Raw genomic sequence first — 20,565 nt, 5'->3', positions numbered from 1 at the left:
GGAGTGGCAGATGCCGCACGCACGAGCCGGACAGCAGGCGCGCCCCGAGGACCTGACCGACGTGGCACGGCTGGTGACGGCGTACTACGCGCTGCACCCCGATCCGGCCGAGCCCGGCCAGCGGGTGGCGTTCGGCACGTCCGGGCACCGCGGTTCGTCGACGGCCACCGCGTTCAACGAGGACCACATCGCGGCGACGAGCCAGGCCATCAGCGAGTACCGGGCCCAGCAGGGGACGGACGGGCCGCTGTTCCTCGGGGCGGACACCCACGCCCTGTCGGAGCCGGCCCGGGTCACCGCACTGGAGGTGTTCGCCGCCAACGACGTACGGGTACTCATCGACACCGAGGACGGGTACACCCCGACGCCCGCCGTCTCGCACGCCATCCTCACGTACAACCGCGGCCGCACCTCGGGCCTGGCGGACGGGGTGGTGGTCACCCCGTCCCACAACCCGCCCGGCGACGGCGGTTTCAAGTACAACCCGCCGAGCGGCGGTCCGGCCGGGTCGGACGCGACCGGCTGGATCCAGGACCGGGCCAACGAGATCATCACGGGCGGGCTCAAGGAGGTCCGCCGGGTGCCGTACACCCGGGCGCTGGCCGCGCCGACGACCGGCCGGTACGACTTCCTCGGCACGTACGTGGCGGACCTGCCCTCCGTCCTGGACCTGGACGCGGTACGCGAGGCGGGCGTACGGATCGGCGCGGACCCGCTGGGCGGGGCGTCGGTCGCGTACTGGGGACGGATCGCCGAGCAGCACCGGCTCGACCTGACCGTCGTCAACCCGCTGACCGATCCCACCTGGCGGTTCATGACGCTGGACTGGGACGGGAAGATCCGGATGGACTGCTCGTCGCCGCACGCGATGGCCTCGCTGATCGGGCAGCGCGACCGCTACCAGATCGCCACCGGCAACGACGCCGACGCCGACCGGCACGGGATCGTCACCCCGGACGCCGGGCTGATGAACCCCAACCACTACCTCGCCGTGGCCATCAACTACCTGTACGCGCACCGGCAGAACTGGCCGGCCGGGGCGGGCATCGGCAAGACGCTCGTGTCCTCCGGCATGATCGACCGCGTCGCCGCCGACCTCGGCCGTCGGCTCGTCGAGGTGCCGGTCGGCTTCAAGTGGTTCGTGGACGGGCTGGCCGACGGGTCGCTGGGCTTCGGCGGTGAGGAGTCGGCGGGGGCGTCGTTCCTGCGCCGGGACGGCTCGGTGTGGACGACCGACAAGGACGGCATCCTGCTCGCCCTGCTCGCCTCCGAGATCCAGGCGGTCACCGGGGAGTCCCCGTCCCGGCACTACGCCGCGCTGACCTCCCGGTTCGGCGAGCCCGCGTACGCGCGCATCGACGCGCCGGCGGACCGCGAGCAGAAGGCGGTGCTGGCGCGCCTCTCCCCCGAGCAGGTCGACGCGGACACCCTCGCGGGCGAGCCGGTGACCGCCGTGCTGACCTCGGCCCCGGGCAACGGCGCCGCGATCGGCGGCATCAAGGTGACCACGGAGAACGCCTGGTTCGCCGCCCGTCCCTCCGGCACGGAGGACGTGTACAAGATCTACGCGGAGTCGTTCCGGGGCGCCGACCACCTGACGCAGGTCCAGGAGGAGGCCAAGGCCGTGGTCTCGGCGGCGCTGGAGGCCTGAGGCGGCCGGGCCCGGCCCTCCCCGCGGCTGTGCGGGGAGGGCCGGGCTCCGCTCAGGGGATCCACACCGTGGGCCTCGGGGCGGTCGCCATGCCGGCACCGATGAAGAAGCCGGGGTGCGGTGGCTGGTTGTACGCCGTGTTCTGCCAGGCCAGCGCGGTGCGGTAGGTGGTGTCGTGGAGCAGGGTGGTGATCCTCGTGCCGGTCTCGTACGGCGTGGAGTAGATCCGTAGCGCGGTGTTGTTCGTCGTCGCCCAGACCACCTCTTCGCGCCAGTCGCCGAACAGGTCGCCGGAGATGACCGGGGTGGCCTTGGTGCTGTTGTTGGAGTGGACCGAGGCACCGGTCAGCAGCCGGGTGTCGCCGGCGGTGCCGTACTTGTCGATGTGGGTGCCGTCCAGCAGTTCCCGGGTGGTGTCACCGTCCCACCAGGCGAGGAAGTTGGTGCTGGAGGGCTTGCGGCTCGCGACCACCGTGCCGTGCGGGTCGCGCAGTCCGGAAGCCGCGGACGACCAGGACTCGGCGCCGGCGCTGCCCGCCCAGATGTCGTCGCTGACGCCGCGTCCGTTGTCGCCGCCGGCGGGCGTCGACCAGATGATCTGCCCCGTCTTCGCGTCGGCCATCCAGGACGAGGGCTTCGATCCGTCCTCGTCGACCTTGAACTCCTCCAGGCCCGGGCGCGCGGGGTCCAGGTCGCCGACGTGCATCGCGTCGCCGTGGCCGTTCTTCGTGGTCCACAGGGAGCTGCCGTTGTCGTCGACGGCCATGGCGCCGTAGACGATCTCGTCCTTGCCGTCGCCGTCGACATCGGCGACCGACAGCTGGTGGTTGCCCTGGCCGTCGTAGCCGCGGCCGGTGTTGGTCGAGCTGTTGGTGTCGAAGGTCCAGCGCCGGGTGAACGCCCCGCCGCGCCAGTCCCAGGCGGCGATCACCGTACGCGTGTAGTAGCCGCGCGCCATGATCAGCGAGGGCCTGCTGCCGTCCAGGTAGGCGGTGCCGGCGAGGAAGCGGTCGACGCGGTTGCCGTAGCTGTCGCCCCAGGAGGAGACGGTTCCGCGTGCGGGGACGTAGTCGACGGTGCCCATGGCGGCTCCCGTCAGGCCGTTGAACATGGTGAGGTACTCGGGGCCGGACAGCACGTAGCCGGAGGAGTTGCGGTGGTCGGCCGACGCGCTGCCGATCACGGTGCCCCGGCCGTCGACGCTGCCGTCGGCGGTCTTCGTCGCCACCTCGGCCCGGCCGTCGCCGTCGTAGTCGTACACCTGGAACTGGGTGTAGTGCGCGCCGGAGCGGATGTTGCGGCCGAGGTCGATCCGCCAGAGCCGGGTGCCGTCGAGCCTGACGCCGTCCAGGATCGTGTTGCCCGTGTAACCGGACTGTGAGTTGTCCTTGGCGTTGGTGGGCTGCCACTTGAGTACGAAGTCGAGTGCGCCGTCCCCGTCGAGGTCGCCGACGGACGCGTCGTTGGCCTCGTAGGTGTAGGCGACCCCGTCGGGGGTGGTGCCGCCCGGGGGCGGGCTGATGGGCACGTCCTTGTAGCCGGCGCGGAACTGGATCGCGTGCGCGGAGTCGCCCTGCTCGACGCCGCCGACGACCGCGCGCACGGTGTAGTCGGCCGAGTTGGGGGCGCCGGCGTGGAAGTAGTTGGTCGACCCGGTGACGGGCGAGGTGTTCACCTTCGTACCGGCGCGGTAGACGTTGAAGGCCACGGAGTCGGCGTCGGTGGCGAGCCAGCGCCAGCTGATGAGGTTGCCGGCGTCGGTGTGGACGCTGACGACGCCCCGGTCGAGCGCCTCGGCCTGGCGCGCGGTCGCGGCGTGCGAGGTCTGGCCGGTGACGACCAGTCCGGCTGCGGCGAGGATTCCGGCGGTGACGGCGCCGATCAGGGTTCGGGTCCGGGTCGTACGGCGTCTGCGGGATGTACGGGGATGCGCGAGAGCCACGGTACGTGCCTTCCGGATTGGGGGCGGGTGGGGTACTCCTCAGTGGCCGCCGCGCGCGGAAAGGTTGCCGCCCCGCGCGATTCCCCGCGCTCACCCGTTCGGCGCCGCGCGGTGGCGGGCCCGGTCCGGCCGCGCGCAGGCTGTCCGGAGAGCTGCCGATCGACAGGGGTGGCGTGACCCGTTGGGGGTGCGACGTGTCGGACACCGGTACTACGGCCCCTGGCGCGGACACGGGCGACGACATGGCCGAGGCCCTTCTCGACACCCTGTTCAGCCAGTCCGCGGTGGGCCTGCACGTCCTGGACACGGAGCTGCGGGTGGTACGCGTCAACGCCCTCACCGAGGAGGTCGACCCTGCGGAGCTCATCGGTCTGTACTTCACCCAGGCGTATCTGCTCGACGACCCCGACGAGGCGGAGCGCCTGCTGCGCCAGGTCCTGAAGACCGGCGCGCCGATGCTGAACCAGCCGGTCCGGGGGCGCGTCGCGCTCGCCCCGGGCCCCTCGCGCAGCCTGACGGTCACCCTGCACCGGCTGGACGCCGACGACGGACGCGTGCTCGGCCTGCTGGCGGCCGTGGTCGACGTCAACGAACGGGAGAAGGCGCATGTGCGGGCGGACGTGCTCACCGCCGTGCGAAGGGGGGCCGGCCACTCCCTCGACGTGGCGGCGACCTGCGAGGGCCTGGTGTCCGCGCTGGTCCCCGAGTTCGCCGACCTGGCCGTGGTCGAGGTGGTGGACGAGGTGCTGCGCGGCGCCGATCCGCCGCTGAGCCCGCTGGCCCGGGACGTCCCGCTGCGCCGGGCAGCGGTGCGGGGGACGGAGACGGCGTCGGACAACCTGGTCGGTGAGCTTCGCCGGCTGCCCGATTCGACCCCGTACGCCCTGGCGGTCACGGATCTGCGGCCCAGGCTCGTCCAACTGGGCCCGGACACGCCCTGGCTGGACGCCGACCCGGCGACGCGGCGGATGATCGAGGCGACCGGCGCGCACTCCCTGATCGTGGCCCCGCTGAAGCTGCATGGCTCCGTGCTCGGCCTGGTGAGCCTGTACCGGCACCGGGGCGATCCGTACAACGAGCGCGACCTCACCCTCGCACTGACCGCGGCCGCCCACACGGCGCTGAGCATCGAGAACGCGCTGCGCTACGCCCGCGATCACGTGATCGCCTCGACCGTCCAGCGCCGGCTGCTCCCCCAGCACGACGGCGACCGGGTGGCGATCGAGACCGCGCAGGTCCTGCTGCCCGGCCGCAACAGCGGCTGCTGGTTCGACACCATCGGGCTCTCCGGCGCCCGGACCGCGCTGATCATCGGCAATGTGGCCGGGCACGGGCTGCAGACCGCCATCACGATGGGCCAGCTGCGCACCGTCATCCACGCCCTGGCGGGGCTCGACCTGGAGCCGGACGAGGTGCTGGCCCGGCTCAACGACACCGCCGACCGGCTGACGGAGGAGCGCCGGTCACTGCCGCCAGGTGACGCCCTGCACCGCCAGCCGCTGACCGCGACCTGCCTGTACGCGGTCTACGACCCGTTCACCCAGGTGTGCACGGTGGCGCGGGCCGGGCATCCCGCACCGGTGGCCATCGGGCCGGACGGCCGGCCGCTCGCGCTGGACGTGCCGGAGGGGCCCGCGCTCTTCTCGGAGGACAGCGCGCCCTTCGCGACCGGCTCGGTCCGGCTGGACGAGGGCAGTGTGCTGGCGTTCCTGACCGGGTCGCTGCTGCCCGAGGAGCATTCGGTGGAGCGGGTGCAAGAGGCCCTGGCCTATCCGGAGCGGCCGCTGCGGGACCTGTGCGACGCCATCGTGTACAACCTGCCGGAAGAGGCCGATCCGGACGGGGCGGCGCTGCTGCTCGCCCGGACCGGGGTGGTGCCGCCGGAGCGGGTGGCGACCTGGGAGCTGGCCCACGAGCGGACGACGCCGGCGGTGGCGCGCACCCTGGTCCGGGACCGGCTGGAGGGCTGGAACCTCGACGAGGACACCATCGAGGCGGCCGAACTGATCGTCAGCGAGCTGATCACCAACGCCGTCCGCTACGGCACCCCGCCGCTCCAGCTGCGGGTGCTGCTGGACCGTACGCTCACCTGCGAGGTCCACGACACCAGTCCGGTGGCCCCGCACCTGCGCCACGCGCGAACGGTCGATGAGGGCGGGCGCGGCCTGTTCATCGTCTCGCAGCTCGCCAGCCACTGGGGCACCCGGTACAGCACCGAGGGCAAGGTTCTGTGGACGGAGCAGGAGATCCCGCACGAGGATCTCTGACGCCCGGCGCCTCCCGTACGTCCGCGCGCATACGGGTGCGGCGCACCCCGGCCGGTGGGCCGGGACGCGCCGCGGGGAGAGGCCATCGGCGGCGGCCCGGGTTCAGCGGGCCGCCGCCGGTGGTTCAGCGCCGGGGACCGTGGTGGTGGCGGCCCCAGGACTTGGAGTCGACCTTGTGGCCGCGCGCGTCGCGCAGGGTGGCCGTGTCGCTGTTGTCCCAGACGTAGTTGTGCCGGTCCTGGTAGACGTCGTGGCGGGTGTCGCGGCCGACGCCGGTGTGGACGCGCACCGAGGAGCGGCCGGGCAGGCGGAGGTCGAACTTGTAGGTGCGGTGGCTCTCGTCGCTGAGCGTCCAGTTGCGCAGGTTCACCGTGTGCCGGCCGGTGTTGGTGACGGTGACCCACTCACCGTTCAGGCTCCGGTTGGAGCCGTTGTCGCGACCGGGGCTGTCGTACTGGATCTCGCCCAGGACGACGGTCGGGCGCGGGTCGTGGTGACCCCGGCCGTGGCCGTGGCCGTGGCCGTGGCCGTCGGCGACCGCCGGGAGGGCGGCGGCGGCGACCAGCGCGCCGGAAGCGAGGACGGCGGCGGTGATCCGCCGTGCGTTACGGGACATGAAGACCCCTCAGGTGCAGGCCCGGACCGGTCGGGTCCGGGTGGTTGTTCGTTCCCGGTGTGATTCCGGGAGCCACACCTTGGCCCCGCCGGCGGGGCCGTGGGAACGGCATCGGGGCGTGTTACAAAGTACGGACATTTCCGTCACACACGACTGTAGGCGGCATGGAGGGAAATTCACGGGTACCTGTCAATCCCTGTCCGCTGCAACCAGCCGTACGGCACGGGATTGACGGGGTCCGTCGTACGGGCGACGGACCCGTTCCCTCATTCGTGGTGCCGGCATACCCGACCAGGGGGTTTGTAACAAACAGACCATAATGCCTGTTGAACGCCTGTTTCGTTACCCTCGGAACGGGCGCACGGGTGTTCCCTGCTCTCCCTCCCCGTGCGCGTCGGGCCGGCCGGTCCAGCCGAGCAGGACCACCGAGCAGGCGGCGGCGAACGCGCACCACGTGGAGACGAACTCATACCGCCACAGCGCGGCGCAGACCGCCGCCCCGCCCGCGACGAGCACCCCGAGCCCTACCAGTCGGCGGTCGCCGGACAGGAGGAGCGAGCCGATGGTCGCCACCAGGTAGCCCGCGACCAGCAGCAGCGGGTACGGGAGGTCCACCGCGTAGCCGAGGGCGTGACCGCGCACGTGCGCGGTCACCGGGCGGGTCGCCAGGCTGTACGCGAGAACCCCGCCGGTCACGGCACCGGCGGCGAGCGGCACGGAGAGACGGCGCCGCGCGCGTGCGGGCGCGGCGCACAGCACACCCAGCGGCACCCACAGGGGCAGCAACGGCAGGGCGATCACCGCCCAGGCGAGTGTGGCGGGTCCGCTGCCGCCGTCCGCCCGCCAGACCGCGGACTCGATGATCTGGTGGGCCCCGAGCAGCAGGGGCAGCGCCGCCAGCGGCAGGTCCCCCGCCCGTCGGGCGCGTACGACGCAGGCCACACCGATCGCCGCCACCGCACTGCCTGCCACGAGGTCGGCGGTCGGGCTCCAGCACATGTGGCCACGCTACGGGCCGGCGGGCGTGTTCTCAGGCCGTGGCGTCCGACCAGGCGTACGGCGGCCGCGCCGCGCTGTCGGGCCGCCCCGCGCCGGACTCCGTGATGGCGCGGTCGGCCACGCTCATCAGCTGCCCCGCGACGTCGTGCATCGCGCGGCTCGCCGCGACCTCGTCACCGATCTTGGGCACGTCGGGGTCCTGGGGACTGCACCGGGCGATTCCCTGGCCCGTGAGCTTCGCGGCGCCGGTGTCCAGCACCGCCTCCGCCCTGGTCGTCCCGTCGTCCTCCGACAGTTCGACGCGCACCGTCCATTCCAGCGTGCGGTTCATCGCATACCTCCCGCCCGCGCCGGCCGGCGGGCGCGGGCCGCCGCACGGGTCCACCTCCAGCATCCACCCGACCGGCCTCCCCCGCCCCTCCACCGTCCCGGCCTGCGGGCGCTCCCCGGCCGAAATAGGATGCTGGCACAGCGACGACCGCGGCGGCCGTGCCAGGACGGCTGCCGGACCGACCGGCCAAGGGTGTCCGGAGCGGCACCCCCTGCACTGCGGAGCGGCCCATGAACCGGCGTCGTCCTCCCCGGTCGGCCAGCTCCGACGAACTGCTCACCGCCCTCCACGACCTCACCTCCCGGGCCCGGCGCGAGGTGGAGCTGTACCAGGCGCGGGTGGAGCTGGCCGAGGCGCTTCAGCGGGAGATGCTCCCTGCCGCCCTGCCTTCGCTGCCCGGACTGCGGACCGCCGCCCGCTACACGCCCGCGCGCAGCGGCCTGGACATCGGCGGCGACTGGTTCGACGGGTTCGCGCTGCCCGACGGTTCGCTGGCGTTCGCCATCGGAGACGTACAGGGCCACGACGTCGAGGCGGCCGCCTTCATGGGCCAGATCCGCATCGCGATGCGCGCGCTCGCGCTGGCGGCGGCCGACCCGGGCGAGGTCATGAGCCGCACCAACGACCTGCTCCTCGCCGAGGACGCCGGCCTGCTCGCCACCTGCACCTTCGTCCACTTCGACCCCGCCACCCGGGAACTGCGGAGCGCCCGGGCCGGCCACGTGGCCGCCGTCTGGGCCACCACCGACGGGCAGGCGGGCTCGACGGACGACGAGGGCGGGCTGCCGCTCGGTGTGCAGTCCGGCGAGGAGTACCCGGTCACCGCCCGCCGGCTCGCCGGCGATGGCGCGTTCGTGCTGCTGACCGACGGGGTCGTCGAGGGCCCCTCGTACTCCCTGGACGACGGGCTGGACGCGGTGATGCGGCTCGTGCGCGCCCGGGTGACCGAGGACGCGGACACCCTGGCCGACGCGATCCTGGGCTCCGCCGAGCACACCGGGCACGAGGACGACGCGGCGGTGCTCGTCCTGCGCCACGAGGCCGGCGCGTCCGACGGAGGATGAGCCCGGCACGCGAACGCCCGTGCGTGTCACACCGCCGTCCACCGCGGGCCGGTGTCTGATGAGACCGTGATCCGCAGCGAGAAGACCCGCCCGTACCTGGTGGCGGCCCTGCGTGTCGTGGTCGTCGCCGCCGCCTACTACGGGGCGGCCCGCCTCGGGCTGCTGCGGCAGGTGACCGTGCACGGGGCGGTGGTCACCCCGTTGTGGCCGCCGTCCGGGATCGCGCTGGGGTGCCTGCTCTACCTGGGCATGCGCGCGCTGCCCGGAATCGCCGTCGGTTCGCTGGCCGTGGTCGCGATGCTGGGCGGTACGGTCACGCTGTCCACGCTCGCCGTCGCGGCCGGCAGCACGCTGGCGCCCGTGGCCGCCTACCTGCTGCTGCGCCGGGCCGGGTTCCACCGGGAGCTGGACCGGTTGCGCGACGGGGTCGCCCTGGTGTTCCTCGGGGCGATGGCCGCCATGGTGATCAGCGCGACCGCGGGCGCCGGGATGCTCGTGGTGGACGGCAAACTGCCCGCGTCCAACTTCTGGTCCGTCTGGGCGGCCTGGTGGGCCGGTGACGTGATGGGGGTGCTCATGGTCACCCCCGTTCTGCTGGTGCTGCGCCGGGTGCGGATGCCCCGGATCACGGACCGGTGGGCGGAGGCGGGGGCGCTGCTGGTGGTCGCGGTCGTCGGCACGGTCGTGGCGACCCAGAGCTCGCTCTCCATGATCTACCTGGTGTTCCCGATCCTCGTCTGGGCCGCCCTGCGCTTCCAGCTGGCGGGCAGCGCGCCCTGTGCCCTGCTGGTGTCGGTCCTGGCGATCGTGGCGGGGACGGACGGGGCCGGCCCGTTCGCGGGGCACACCATCGTGGAGGTGATGGTCAACCTCACGGTCCTGAACGGCGCCGTGGCACTCACCGCCCTGCTGCTCGCCGCCGTCGTCGCCGAACAGCAGAACGTGCGGCACCGCATCGAGCGCGCCTGCGAGGAGCTGGCCGAGGTCGTCGACCAGCTCGCCCCGGGCAGGTCCGCGGCCGCCTGGCCGTCCCGGGCACGCGACGAGCGCGGCAACCGCTGACCGGGCCCGCTCTCAGCGCCGGAAGTACCGGTCCAGGAACGGATTGCGGAAGGCGCCCTCCGGGTCGTGGCCGGCCATCAGCGCCTCGAAGTCCGCGTACCTCGGGTAGAGCGTGCGCAGCACCTCCGGGTCCGTCGAGAAGACCTTGCCCCAGTGCGGGCGGGCGCCGAACGGGGCGAGGGCCGCCTCGATCTCCACGACCACCGGGGCGACGGCCGCCGCGTCGGGCACCCAGGTGAAGTGGAAGGCCACCGAGTCCCGGCCGTGGGCGGGGCTCAGCCACAGGTCGTCGGCCGCGACAGTGCGGATCTCGGAGATCTGGAGCACCGGCGTGATCCGGTCCCGCAACCGGGCCAGGGCCTCGTACGCCGCCACGGCGTCCGCGCGGGCCACGAAGTACTCCGACTGGAGCTCGTCGCCGTTGCTCGGGGTGAACTCCATCCGGAAGTGCGGCAGCCGCCGGTACCAGGGGCCGGGCGCGCCCTGCTGCCGCGTGCAGTTCACGGCGGGCACACCGGGGATCGGGTGCCTGGGGCCGTCGGCGAGCCGGGCGCCGAGCCACTCGGCGGGCACCTCCGCCGGCTCCCCGCTGTCCACCCGGTGCTTCAGCCACACCTGGCCGACCGGTCCGGGGCTCCAGTCGGTGAAGACGCTGACGCTGTAGGCGGCGGACATCACCTCGTCGAAGCGCGCGGTCAGCGTGGCCTCGGGCAGGTCCTCGTACACCCACTGCCGTACCTCGAAGGCGGGCACCAGGTCCAGTTCGAGCGAGGTCACCACACCGAGCGCGCCCAGGGACACCACCGCCCCGGCGAAGTCCTCGTCCGTACGCCACAGGGTCCGCATACCGCCGTCGGCCGTCACCAGGGCGAGCTTGCGCACGGAGCCCGCCAGCGAGCGGTTGCCCACACCGGAGCCGTGGGTGCCGGTCGCGACGGCGCCGGCGACCGAGATGTGCGGCAGCGACCCCAGGTTGGCCAGGGCGAACCCGCCCTCGTGCAGTTCGGCGGCGAATTCACCGAAGCGCAGCCCCGCGGACACGGCGACCGTGCGCCCCGGGACGTCGATCTCGACGACGCGTGGGAGCCCCGCGAGGGATACGTGGTCGCCGGTGGTGTCGGCGACGGTGTTGAAGGAGTGCCGGGTGCCCAGCGGGCGTACCGCGTCGGAGGCGGCCACCACCTCGCGCAGTTCGCGGACCGAGCGCGGTACGCACAGCCGCCTCGCGCCGAAGGTGATGTTGCCGGCCCAGTTCTTCTCCGCGGGGGTCACCGTACGTCCCTCTTCCACTCGTGGCCGGGCACGTGCTCCCGACGCCGCATTCTCCCAGACCGTCCGGCAGGTCCCGGAGGCGATCGGTCCGAATACCTCCCCCGCAACCACTTGAGCACGTACCGTAGCTGACCGACCGAGGTACATATCCGCACACCAACCGATTGAGGCAGGCCCCACATACCAACAGGTGCGCACAGAACCTGAGATCCGGTACGGATCGGGACGAGTCACGGATCACCGAGACTGTCTGAACTTCACCGGAACTCCAGCGAAATGCCATGTGTGTGGATATCGTGCACCGGGCGAAGGCGCATCCGTCGGTCCACGGGATCGGCGGGTGCGCCCCGTTTGTGGCGATGCAACTGTGACTGGGGGGTTCATGGGGCATGTCGAGCTACCCGAATCCGATATACCGAGGCATGTGGGACTGGCGGGGGCGCCACGACCACGGACCTCGTCCGGCCTTCCGCGGGGCCAGGGCTTCGGCCACCCGCGGCAGGCCCCGACCGTACGGCGCGAACGCGGTGCGGGTGCGCCGCGCGGTGGTCCCGGCCTGCTGCCGCTGGTGGTGTGCGTCGAAGCCGCCGGCCTCGGGTTACCCGGCTGGCTCGTGCTCCGCGCCGACGGGCAGCCGGAGGCGCTGGCCGGGGCGCTCGCGGCCACCCTGGTGTGGTGCGGGGTCCGCGCCACCCGGGGGCGGTACGCGTTACGTGTGCCGGACCGGCCGGGGGCGCTGACCACGCCCGCGGACTGGTTGCTGCTCATCGGTGTGCTGGCGGTGCTGTGGACCGCCGTCGACCCGACCATCGACCCGGCGGCGGCCGTGGTGGCCCTGATCCCCGGCCTCCTCACCGCGGCGGGCACCTCGTGGGTGCGGCGGCTGGCCCGGTCCGGGCGGCGCCGGACGGCGCGCCGGGTCCTGGTGGTCGGCGAGGCCGCGGGGGTGGACCGGGCGGTGCGGCTGCTGACCTCGCGGAAGGACCATGGCTATCGCGTCGTGGCGGCCCTGCCCGTCGGCCCGGCAGCGCTGAGCTGCGAGGTCGCGGTGCCGGGGCGGCTGGCTCCGGCGCCCGCCGACGACGACGCGTCGACGGTGCTGGGGGCGGCCTTCGCCCACGACGCGGACCTGGCGCTGGTGGTCCCGGGCCCCGGGTTCACCGAGGAACGACTGCGGCGGCTGTCCTGGGGGCTGCACGACGGGGGTCTCGAACTGTCCGTGGTCTCGCACCTCTTGGAAACGGCGGCGGACCGGATACGCCCCTCCTCGGCGGCCGGTCTCACCCTGCTCCACATCGTTCCGCCGCTGCGCCGGGGGCTCCAGCCGGCCCTGAAGGCGGCGGTGGACCGGACGGGTGCCGCGTGCGGTTTGATCGCGCTGTCCCCGCTGCTGCTGCTGATCGCGGCGGCGGTCCGGCTCACCTCCAAGGGGCCGGTGTTCCACCGGCAGACCCGGCAGGGCCGGCACAACCACCCGTTCGTCATGTGGAAGTTCCGCACGATGGTGGTGGACGCCGAGCGGCTCAAGGCCCGGCTCGCCGCGGCGAACGAGAACGACGGCCCGATGTTCAAAATGCGCAGGGATCCGCGGGTCACCCGGCTGGGCCGCCTGTTGCGCCGCTCGTCGCTGGACGAACTCCCGCAGCTCATCAACGTGTTGAAGGGTGACATGTCCCTGGTCGGCCCCCGCCCGCCGCTGCCCGACGAGGTGTCCCGCTACGACGAGCGCGAACTGCGGCGCCTGGCGGTGAGACCGGGGCTGACGGGCCTGTGGCAGGTCAGCGGCCGGTCCGACCTCTCCTGGCAGGAGACGGTCTCGCTCGACCTCTGGTACGTCGACAACTGGTCGGTGGCCACGGACATGGGGCTCATGGCCCGTACGCTGCGCGCCGTCACCGACGGCCGCGGGGCGTACTGAGAGCGGGGGCGGATGCGCGCCGAAGACAGGTGCCGGGGCCGGGTCGCCCAACCGTCGTGGACGGCGGCGGACCACCCGGCCGGACGGCCGCGGCTAGGCGGCCGACTGCCGGAGCCACCAGGTGTACGTCTGCGCGATGCCCTCCTTGAGCGGGATGCGCGGTGCGAAACCCAGGGAGGACAGCCGGGAGACGTCCAGGAGTTTGCGCGGGGTGCCGTCGGGCTTGCCGGTGTCCCAGACGGTCTCGCCCTGATAAGACGTCACTTCGGCGACTGCAGCCGCGAGTTCGCGGATGGTGAGGTCCTCTCCGCAGCCGACGTTGACGGGCGCGTCGTCGTCGTAGCGCTCCAGCAGGAGCACGCAGGCGGCGGCGAGGTCGTCGACGTGCAGGAATTCGCGCCGGGGGTTCCCGGACCCCCAGAGCGTCACCGCCGGTGCGCCGGACTCGCGGGCCTCGTGGAAACGGCGGATCAGGGCGGGCAGGACGTGCGACGTCTCCAGGTCGAAGCTGTCGCCGGGTCCGTACAGGTTGGTCGGCATGGCGCTGATGTAGGAGGCGCCGTACTGGCGCCGGTAGGACTGCGTCTGCACGATGCCGGCGATCTTCGCCAGCGCGTACGCCTCGTTGGTGGGCTCCAGGGTGCCGGTGAGCAGGGCGCTCTCCGAAATCGGCTGCGGGGCGTGCTTCGGGTAGATGCACGAGGAGCCGAGGAAGAGCAGCCGCTCCGTGCCCGCCGCGTGCGCGCCCGCGATCACGCTCAGCTGGATGCGCAGGTTGTCCTCGATGAACTGCACGGGATACGTGCTGTTGGCCATGATCCCGCCGACCCGGGCGGCGGCCAGCACCACGGCGTCAGGGCGTACGTCACGCAGAAAGGCGGCGGTCCCGTCGGCATCCCGCAGATCGAGGCGGTCGCGGCCGCGCGTGATCACCTCGTGGCCGTCGGCGGTGAGGCGGCGCGCCACCGCCGACCCGACCAGGCCCCGGTGGCCCGCGACGAACACGCGGGCGCCGGGGCGTAACAGGGACGGGACTCGTTCCCGGGAGGAGCCGGGGAGATCAGTCGTCATGCTGACGGATTGTGCCAGCAGCCGGGTGAAACGGTGACGTTTTAGCGCTGATCGCTCAGACCTTGACATTCCATGACCAACTGCCTTACGGGCAACCACAGAAGGGGGAAAAGTGGCGAAGACCGCGCTCATCACCGGGGTGACCGGACAGGACGGTTCGTACCTGTCCGAGCTCCTGCTCCAGAAGGGGTACACGGTCCACGGTCTGATCCGCCGCTCGTCGAGCTTCAACACCGAGCGGATCGACCACATCTACCAGGGCCCGGAGCAGGAGAACCGTTCGTTCGTGTTACATCACGCCGACCTGGCCGACGGCGTCGCGCTGGTGAACCTGCTGCGGGACATACGGCCGGACGAGGTCTACAACCTGGGCGCCCAGTCGCATGTGCGGGTCTCCTTCGACGCACCGCTGTACACGGGTGACGTCACGGGGCTCGGTACGATCCGGCTGCTCGAAGCGGTACGGGCCAGCGGCATCGACACCCGGATCTACCAGGCGTCCTCGTCCGAGATGTTCGGCGCCAGTCCGCCCCCGCAGAACGAGCTGACCCCGTTCCACCCGCGCAGCCCGTACAGCGTGGCCAAGGTCTACTCGTACTGGGCGACGGTCAACTACCGCGAGGCGTATGGCATGTTCGCGGTCAACGGCATCCTGTTCAACCATGAGTCGCCCCGGCGCGGGGAGACGTTCGTGACCCGGAAGATCACCCGCGGTGTGGCCCGGATCAAGGCCGGGCTCCAGACCCGGCTGCACCTGGGCAACCTGGACGCGGTCCGCGACTGGGGTTACGCCCCCGAGTACGTGGACGCGATGTGGCGGATGCTCCAGTGCGACACCCCGGACGACTACGTGGTGGCCACGGGCGAGGGCGTCAGCGTGCGGCAGTTCCTGGAGTACGCCTTCGAGCACGTCGGCCTCGACTGGCGCGAGTACGTCCGCTACGACGCGAAGTACGAACGCCCCAGCGAGGTCGACGCGTTGATCGGGGATGCCTCGAAGGCCGGGCAGCTGCTGGGCTGGAAGGCGGCCGTGCGGGCGCGGGAACTGGCCCGGATCATGGTCGACGCCGATGTGAGCCGGCTCGCGGACGAACTCGCCGGGACCGCCGTGCGGGTCGACAGATAACCGACTCCGGCGCGCACCCCCACCCCCACCGGTGACGCGGTGGGGCAGAACGCGCCGGTACGGGCGGGGCCCTGGCTCCGCCTCCCCACCCGCCCCCGGCGGCAGCCGGGCGGGGCAGCAACCGCGGCCCACGGGCCGCAGCTCGTTCTCACCTTCGGAGCTGAATGATGAAAGCAACCACGGCGCGCCGGCGCGGCCGGACACGCGCCGCGGCCGCGGCGCTCGGCCTGCTCGCCGGCGCCCTGAGCGCCGCCGCGGCCGGGTCCCCGGCCTCCGCGCTCACCGCGCCCGTCTCGATCACCGCGGACGACCTGTCCACCTGGCAGACCAACGGCATCGTGTGGTCGATGGCCGCGTCGGCGGACGGCGTGGTGTACGCGGGCGGCACCTTCTCGACCGTACGGCCGCCGGGCGCCGCCGCCGGCACCTCCGAGCAGCCCGCGGTGAACTTCGCCGCGTTCGACGCGGCGACGGGGGCGCCGACCGACTGCTCCCTGTCGTTCACGGTCTCCTCGGGCACCGCGACCGTCCGCTCGCTCGTGCTGTCCCCGGACGGCAGGACCCTGTACGCGGGCGGCCGGTTCGGGGCGGTGAACGGGGAGGGCGTCAGCAACATCGCGGCCATCGACACCGCCACCTGCACCCCGCGCCAGGACTTCAAGGTCGCCGTCTCCGCCACCGTGCGGGCTCTCGCGGTCACCGGTGACACGGTTTACCTCGCCGGGGACTTCACCCAGGTCGGCGGGCAGCCCAGGAGCCACTTCGCCGCCGTCACGACCGGGGCCTCGCTGCTGCCCTTCACAGCCGACGCCGACGAAGTCGCACGGGCCGTCGAGGTGACTCAAGACGGGCGGCACGTGCTGCTCGGCGGGGACTTCTTCCAGATCAACGGCACGAACACCCACGCCCTGGCCGTCGTCGACGCCACTACCGGACAACTCACCAAGTCCTACCCGGGGTTCATCGACAACAACTCCACGGTCCAGGACATCACCACCGACGCGGGCGGCTTCTACACCGGCAACGAGGGGACCGGCGGTGGTGTGTTCGACGGCCGCATCGCCCTGAACCTCAGCAACTTCGAGCAGCGCTGGCGGGACACCTGCCTGGGCGCCACCCAGGCCCTCCTCGTGCACGACGGGGTCCTCTACAGCGGCAGTCACGCCCATGACTGCTCCTCCATGGACGAGTTCCCCGACCAGCCGCGCAAGCACCTGCTGGCCCAGTCGGTGGACGACCCGAAGCTGCTTCCCTGGTTCCCGGACACCAACGACGGGATCGGTGAGCCGGTCGGGCCGCGCGTGATGGCGCAGACCGACAAGGGCGGCCGCCACTACCTCTGGGTGGGCGGCGAGTTCACCACGGTCAACAGCAAGGGGCAGCAAGGGCTCACCCGGTTCGCCGACGGCCCGGACACCGGGGCTCCCTGGGTGCCGAACGTCAGCGTGTCGACGGTCGCCGCGAACAAGGTGGAGGTGAACTGGCAGACCAGCTTCGACACCGACGACGGGACGCTCACGTACCGGATCTACAAGGACGGGGCGAGCACCCCCGTCCACACGACGACGGGGTACTCCGTGTTCTGGGACCGTCCGCAGCTGCGGTGGACGGACACCGATGTGGCGCCCGGTGAGACCCACACGTACCGGATCACCGCGAGCGACGGCATCAACACCAGCGCCAAGTCGCCGGCCGTGACCGCGACCGTGGCGGCCAAGGCCGAAAGCTATCCGGCCGGCGTGCTCGCCGACGGGGCGAACCTGTACTGGCGCTACGACGAGGGCACGTCCACCTTCGCCGCCGACACCGGGACGGGGCTCGACAACGGCTTCCTGCGCAACACGCCCTCCTACCGGCAGACCCCGGCCGCGGTGCCGGGGCCCTCGACCGCCATCGGGTTCAACGGGTCCACCCAGTACGCGTACAGCAACCGGAGCCGGTCCCAGCTCACGCAGTTCTCCGTGGAGACCTGGATCAAGACCACGACGACCAAGGGAGGGAAGATCATCGGCTTCGGCAACAAGACCATGGAGCTGAGCGGCAAGGACGACAAGCATGTGTACATGCTCAACAACGGGCGGCTGACCTTCGGCACCTCCAACAGCGGCACCCAGACCATCACCACGACCGGGGCCTACAACAACGGCGCCTGGCACCATGTCGTCGCCACCCAGGGCCCGAACGGCATGGCCCTGTACGTGGACGGCCAGCTCCGCGCCTCGAACACCCGTTACACCAAGAACGAGAGCTACACCGGCCACTGGCGGGTGGGCGGGGACAACCTCTCCGGCTGGCCGAACCGTCCGACGAGCAACTTCTTCGCCGGGCAGATCGACGAGACCGCCGTCTACCCGACCGCGCTGAGCGCTTCCCGGATCAGCGCGCACTACGCCCTGAGGAACGGCTGAGAGATGAGAAACCCGTTCCTGGCCGGTGCCGTCGTCGTCCTGACGGCGGTGGCGCTGGCCTCCTGCGGCTCGTCCGCGGAGGGGAACGACCCGGAGGCCGCGGGCGCCCAGCGCCCCGCGGCCTCCGGGCCCGCCGCTCCGGGACCGTCCACCACCGGGCCCGCCACATCGCCCGCCGAGGATCCGGCGGCTCCGGAGGCGCCTGCTCCGCCCGCCGAGTCCGAGGGCCAGAAGACACCCGTCGACCGGATCACCCCGGCCACCGGCACGTTCACCAAGAAGGAGAAGGAGTATCTGAAGGACCGGGTGCCCGAGGGGACCGACCCGGCGGCCGTGCTCCAGACCGGCCAGGAGACCTGCGACAGACTGCGCTACCTCGTCAAGACCGACCGGGACACCGCGGTCGGCGCGATCGTGACGGGCGAGATCCCCGACGCGAACGACGCCGTCGCCGGGCTCTGCACCCAGCACCAGGACCTGGTCGACGAGGCCGCGTACGGCTACCCGGACGGCAAGCACTCCGGGAAGAAGCTCCGGCCGGGCGTGTACCGCTCGGCGTCCCCCACCACGGACTGCTCCTGGAGCATCGAGGGGGCGGGTGGCAAGGAGCTGGCCTCCGGCACCTCCGACACCGGGAAGTCCCGGAAGATCACCATCCCCGCTGCCGCCCGTACGTTCACGTCCACAGGCTGCTACGCCTGGCTGCCCGAAGGAGCCGAGGGATGACCGCAGATACGCCGAAACTCCCGATAGCCGTGGCGATCCCCACCAAGAACGAGGGGCTGAACATCGCGGAGGCGGTGAGATCGGTGCTCGGCCACTTCGAGGCGGTCGTCGTGGTGGACTCCCACAGCACCGACGACACCGTGAAGATAGCCGAGGAGTGCGGGGCCGAGGTGGTCACGTACACCTGGGACGGCGGCCATCCGCGCAAGAAGCAGTGGTGTCTGGAGAACGTCCGCACGGACCTGGACTGGATCCTGCTGCTCGACGGCGACGAGCGGCTCAGCCCCGGGCTGCTGGCCGAGCTGCGGGACACCTTCCGGGACCCGGACGCACCGAAGCCCGCCGCGTACGACATTCCGCTCGGCTACTGGTTCTCGGGCAAGCGGCTGCGACACGGATACACGATCCGGAAACGGTCATTGACCGACCGGACGCGCTGCCACTACCCGGAAGTCGGGGACCTGGACGCGCCGGGGATCGGGGAGGTGGAGGGCCACTACCAGCCGGTCGCGGCCGGCGTGGGCACCCTCACCCACCCCATCGAGCACCAGGACCTCGACCCGGTGACCGCCTGGTTCGAACGGCACAACCGCTACTCGGACTGGGAGGCCTGGCTGGAGCACCACCCCCAGGTGAAGGAACAGGTCCGCCAGGTCAAGTCGCGCCAGGGGCAGTTGTTCCACAAGGCGCCGTTCAAACCGGTGGTGTCCTTCGCCTACATGTATCTCTACAAGCGGGGCTTCCTGGACGGCCGGGCGGGCTTCGACTTCGCGCTGGCGATGAGCTTCTACCGCTGGCAGATCGCGCTCAAGTCCCGCGAGAAGCCTCTTCGTTGATGCGCGGGACGCTCACCCTCGCCTCCGGCGGACCACGTCTTCGTAGGTGCGCCGGAGGGTGGCGGTGACGGCCTCGATGGTGAACTGCTCGTTCACCAGCTCCCAGGCGGCCTTGCCCGCCTGCTCGGCAGCCTCCGGCTCGAGCAGCTCCAGAATCGCGTCGGCGACCTTGCGGGCGTTGGCCGCGTCCTCGCCCACCCGGCTGTCGATCACCCGGCCCGAGCCCGCCCCGGCCACATCGGGGGCCTGCCCGCAGGTGCGCGTGATCACGACGGGGGTGCCGACCGACATCGCCTCCAGAACGGAGACGGGAAACGGCTCCTCGATCGCGGGCAGCACGTACACATCGGCCTCGCGGTCGGCGGCCAGCACCTCGTCGTGCTCCAACGGGCCGACGTGGTCGAGGGATTCGGCCACCCCGAGCCTCCGGGCGAGCGCGAGGGTGTCGGCCAGCGCCCCGGTGTCGGGGCCGGCCAGCACGAAGCGGGCGTCCGGGTGGCGGGCGAGGACGTGCGGCATCGCGGCGACGAAGTCCTCCGGCCGCTTGCGCGCCTGGATGCGGGCCAGATACAGCACGGTGAACGGCCGGCCGGGCTCGCGGGCGGGCTTGCGCTCCTGCGGGCGGACCCCGTTGACCAGCCGGACGGTGCGGGTGAGCGGGACGGGGGCGGCGACGGCGTTCACATCGAGCCGCTCCATCTCGGTCAGATGCAGGACGGCGTCCGCCTCGCGCAGCACCTTGCGGACCCCGAGGAGATCGGTGAGCTGGGCGACCCTCTTCTCGGTGGGGTCGATCATGCCGTGGGTCTGCACGACCAGGGGCGTACGGGTCGCGAGCGCGAGGAGCGCCGCGGGCAGGGTCACCAGGTCCCGCATCAGATGGACGTGGACGAGGTCGGCGCCGCGCATCATGCGGCGGGCGGTGTTCAGCAGCGCGGCGGAGGTGATGCCGCTGACCTCGAACATCGGGAGGAGGTGCCGGGCCTGGAAGAGGTGGACCGGAACTCCCTCGACGTGGCTGGGCAGTTCGCCGTCGGGGAAGCCGTCGCCGAGGGCCATGACGCGTGCGTCGTCGCCGTGCGCCCGTTGGACTCCGGAGAGGTTGAACGCCACTCGCGTCGGACCGCCGAAGGCGTGGTCCGGTGTGTGGAGCGTGACAACATGCAGGATTTTCACCAGAGTTCCCCTCCACCATGGCCAAGTATTCACAGCGTAGTCATCGGGTCACCCTCAAGTGGGCTGATTCGTTAGAGTGTTCAGCAGTTCGCTGATCCCG

The 20,565-nt window shown here is 72.0% G+C and carries 16 protein-coding genes; 9 read left to right on the top strand and 7 right to left on the bottom strand.

What is annotated here, in order from left to right; all coding sequences use genetic code 11:
* Nucleotides 1-10: 10 nt before the first annotated feature.
* The gene (gene pgm / locus BLW14_RS29490) at nt 11-1,651 is read left to right on the top strand and encodes a phosphoglucomutase (alpha-D-glucose-1,6-bisphosphate-dependent) (protein ID WP_093710161.1); all 1,641 of its coding nucleotides are present in this window, start codon (nt 11-13) and stop codon (nt 1,649-1,651) included.
* A 52-nt stretch (nt 1,652-1,703) separates the two neighbouring features.
* Here pgm and BLW14_RS29485 read toward each other — a convergent pair whose 3' ends face one another.
* Nucleotides 1,704-3,593: a rhamnogalacturonan lyase gene (locus BLW14_RS29485; protein WP_093710160.1), complete on the bottom strand. Its 1,890-nt coding sequence runs from the start codon at nt 3,591-3,593 to the stop codon at nt 1,704-1,706.
* Nucleotides 3,594-3,787: 194 nt separating this feature from the next.
* On the opposite strand from BLW14_RS29485, the gene BLW14_RS29480 reads away from it, so the two are divergent.
* On the top strand, nt 3,788-5,860 hold the full coding sequence (locus BLW14_RS29480) for a SpoIIE family protein phosphatase (RefSeq protein ID WP_093710159.1): 2,073 nt from the start codon (nt 3,788-3,790) through the stop codon (nt 5,858-5,860).
* Nucleotides 5,861-5,984: 124 nt separating this feature from the next.
* Here the strand turns inward: BLW14_RS29480 and BLW14_RS29475 are convergent, their stop codons facing one another.
* The 3 genes from BLW14_RS29475 to BLW14_RS29465 all read right to left on the bottom strand — a co-directional run bounded on the left by BLW14_RS29475 (nt 5,985) and on the right by BLW14_RS29465 (nt 7,806).
* Nucleotides 5,985-6,476 carry a lamin tail domain-containing protein gene (locus BLW14_RS29475; RefSeq protein WP_093710158.1) on the bottom strand — a complete coding sequence of 164 codons (492 nt, stop codon included), beginning with the start codon at nt 6,474-6,476 and terminating at the stop codon, nt 5,985-5,987.
* A gap of 342 nt (nt 6,477-6,818) precedes the next feature.
* Nucleotides 6,819-7,475 (bottom strand): DUF6629 family protein, encoded by a 657-nt coding sequence (locus tag BLW14_RS29470; protein ID WP_093710157.1) that lies wholly within the window; start codon nt 7,473-7,475, stop codon nt 6,819-6,821.
* A gap of 31 nt (nt 7,476-7,506) precedes the next feature.
* Nucleotides 7,507-7,806, bottom strand: a complete 300-nt coding sequence (locus tag BLW14_RS29465; RefSeq protein WP_093710884.1) for a DUF1876 domain-containing protein — start codon at nt 7,804-7,806, stop codon at nt 7,507-7,509.
* Between the two features lie 230 nt (nt 7,807-8,036).
* Here BLW14_RS29465 and BLW14_RS29460 point away from each other — a divergent pair, with 230 nt between their 5' ends.
* Together BLW14_RS29460 and BLW14_RS29455 are read left to right on the top strand one after the other, a co-directional pair.
* Nucleotides 8,037-8,870, top strand: a complete 834-nt coding sequence (locus tag BLW14_RS29460) for a PP2C family protein-serine/threonine phosphatase (RefSeq protein ID WP_093710156.1) — start codon at nt 8,037-8,039, stop codon at nt 8,868-8,870.
* A gap of 66 nt (nt 8,871-8,936) precedes the next feature.
* Nucleotides 8,937-9,932, top strand: coding sequence for an MASE1 domain-containing protein (locus BLW14_RS29455; RefSeq protein ID WP_093710155.1), 996 nt, complete (start codon nt 8,937-8,939; stop codon nt 9,930-9,932).
* Nucleotides 9,933-9,944: 12 nt separating this feature from the next.
* Here BLW14_RS29455 and BLW14_RS29450 read toward each other — a convergent pair whose 3' ends face one another.
* The gene (locus BLW14_RS29450; RefSeq protein ID WP_093710154.1) at nt 9,945-11,204 is read right to left on the bottom strand and encodes an FAD-binding protein; all 1,260 of its coding nucleotides are present in this window, start codon (nt 11,202-11,204) and stop codon (nt 9,945-9,947) included.
* A gap of 424 nt (nt 11,205-11,628) precedes the next feature.
* Between BLW14_RS29450 and BLW14_RS29445 the strand changes: the two genes are divergently transcribed.
* On the top strand, nt 11,629-13,122 hold the full coding sequence (locus BLW14_RS29445; RefSeq protein ID WP_093710153.1) for a sugar transferase: 1,494 nt from the start codon (nt 11,629-11,631) through the stop codon (nt 13,120-13,122).
* A gap of 93 nt (nt 13,123-13,215) precedes the next feature.
* Here the strand turns inward: BLW14_RS29445 and BLW14_RS29440 are convergent, their stop codons facing one another.
* Nucleotides 13,216-14,193, bottom strand: coding sequence for a GDP-L-fucose synthase family protein (locus tag BLW14_RS29440; RefSeq protein WP_093710152.1), 978 nt, complete (start codon nt 14,191-14,193; stop codon nt 13,216-13,218).
* 112 nt (nt 14,194-14,305) lie between these two features.
* Between BLW14_RS29440 and gmd the strand changes: the two genes are divergently transcribed.
* From gmd to BLW14_RS29420, 4 genes are all read left to right on the top strand, one after another.
* Entirely contained in the window at nt 14,306-15,319 is a 1,014-nt protein-coding gene (gene gmd / locus BLW14_RS29435; RefSeq protein WP_018524598.1) for a GDP-mannose 4,6-dehydratase, read from the top strand.
* A 164-nt stretch (nt 15,320-15,483) separates the two neighbouring features.
* Nucleotides 15,484-17,727, top strand: coding sequence for a LamG domain-containing protein (locus tag BLW14_RS29430; RefSeq protein WP_093710151.1), 2,244 nt, complete (start codon nt 15,484-15,486; stop codon nt 17,725-17,727).
* A gap of 3 nt (nt 17,728-17,730) precedes the next feature.
* Nucleotides 17,731-18,453, top strand: a complete 723-nt coding sequence (locus BLW14_RS29425; RefSeq protein ID WP_093710150.1) for a hypothetical protein — start codon at nt 17,731-17,733, stop codon at nt 18,451-18,453.
* Nucleotides 18,450-19,289 carry a glycosyltransferase family 2 protein gene (locus tag BLW14_RS29420; protein ID WP_093710149.1) on the top strand — a complete coding sequence of 280 codons (840 nt, stop codon included), beginning with the start codon at nt 18,450-18,452 and terminating at the stop codon, nt 19,287-19,289. Before BLW14_RS29425 ends, BLW14_RS29420 begins: the two co-directional genes overlap by 4 nt.
* A 12-nt stretch (nt 19,290-19,301) precedes the next feature.
* On the opposite strand, the gene BLW14_RS29415 is transcribed toward BLW14_RS29420, so the two are convergent.
* Entirely contained in the window at nt 19,302-20,465 is a 1,164-nt protein-coding gene (locus BLW14_RS29415) for a glycosyltransferase (RefSeq protein ID WP_093710148.1), read from the bottom strand.
* Between the last annotated feature and the right edge of the window lie 100 nt (nt 20,466-20,565).

The sequence above is a fragment of the Streptomyces sp. 2131.1 genome, from assembly GCF_900105515.1.
Taxonomy (GTDB): Bacteria; Actinomycetota; Actinomycetes; order Streptomycetales; family Streptomycetaceae; genus Streptomyces; species Streptomyces drozdowiczii.
The sequence above is the reverse complement of the archived record's forward strand: the minus strand, read 5'-3'. Positions and strand labels throughout refer to the sequence as shown.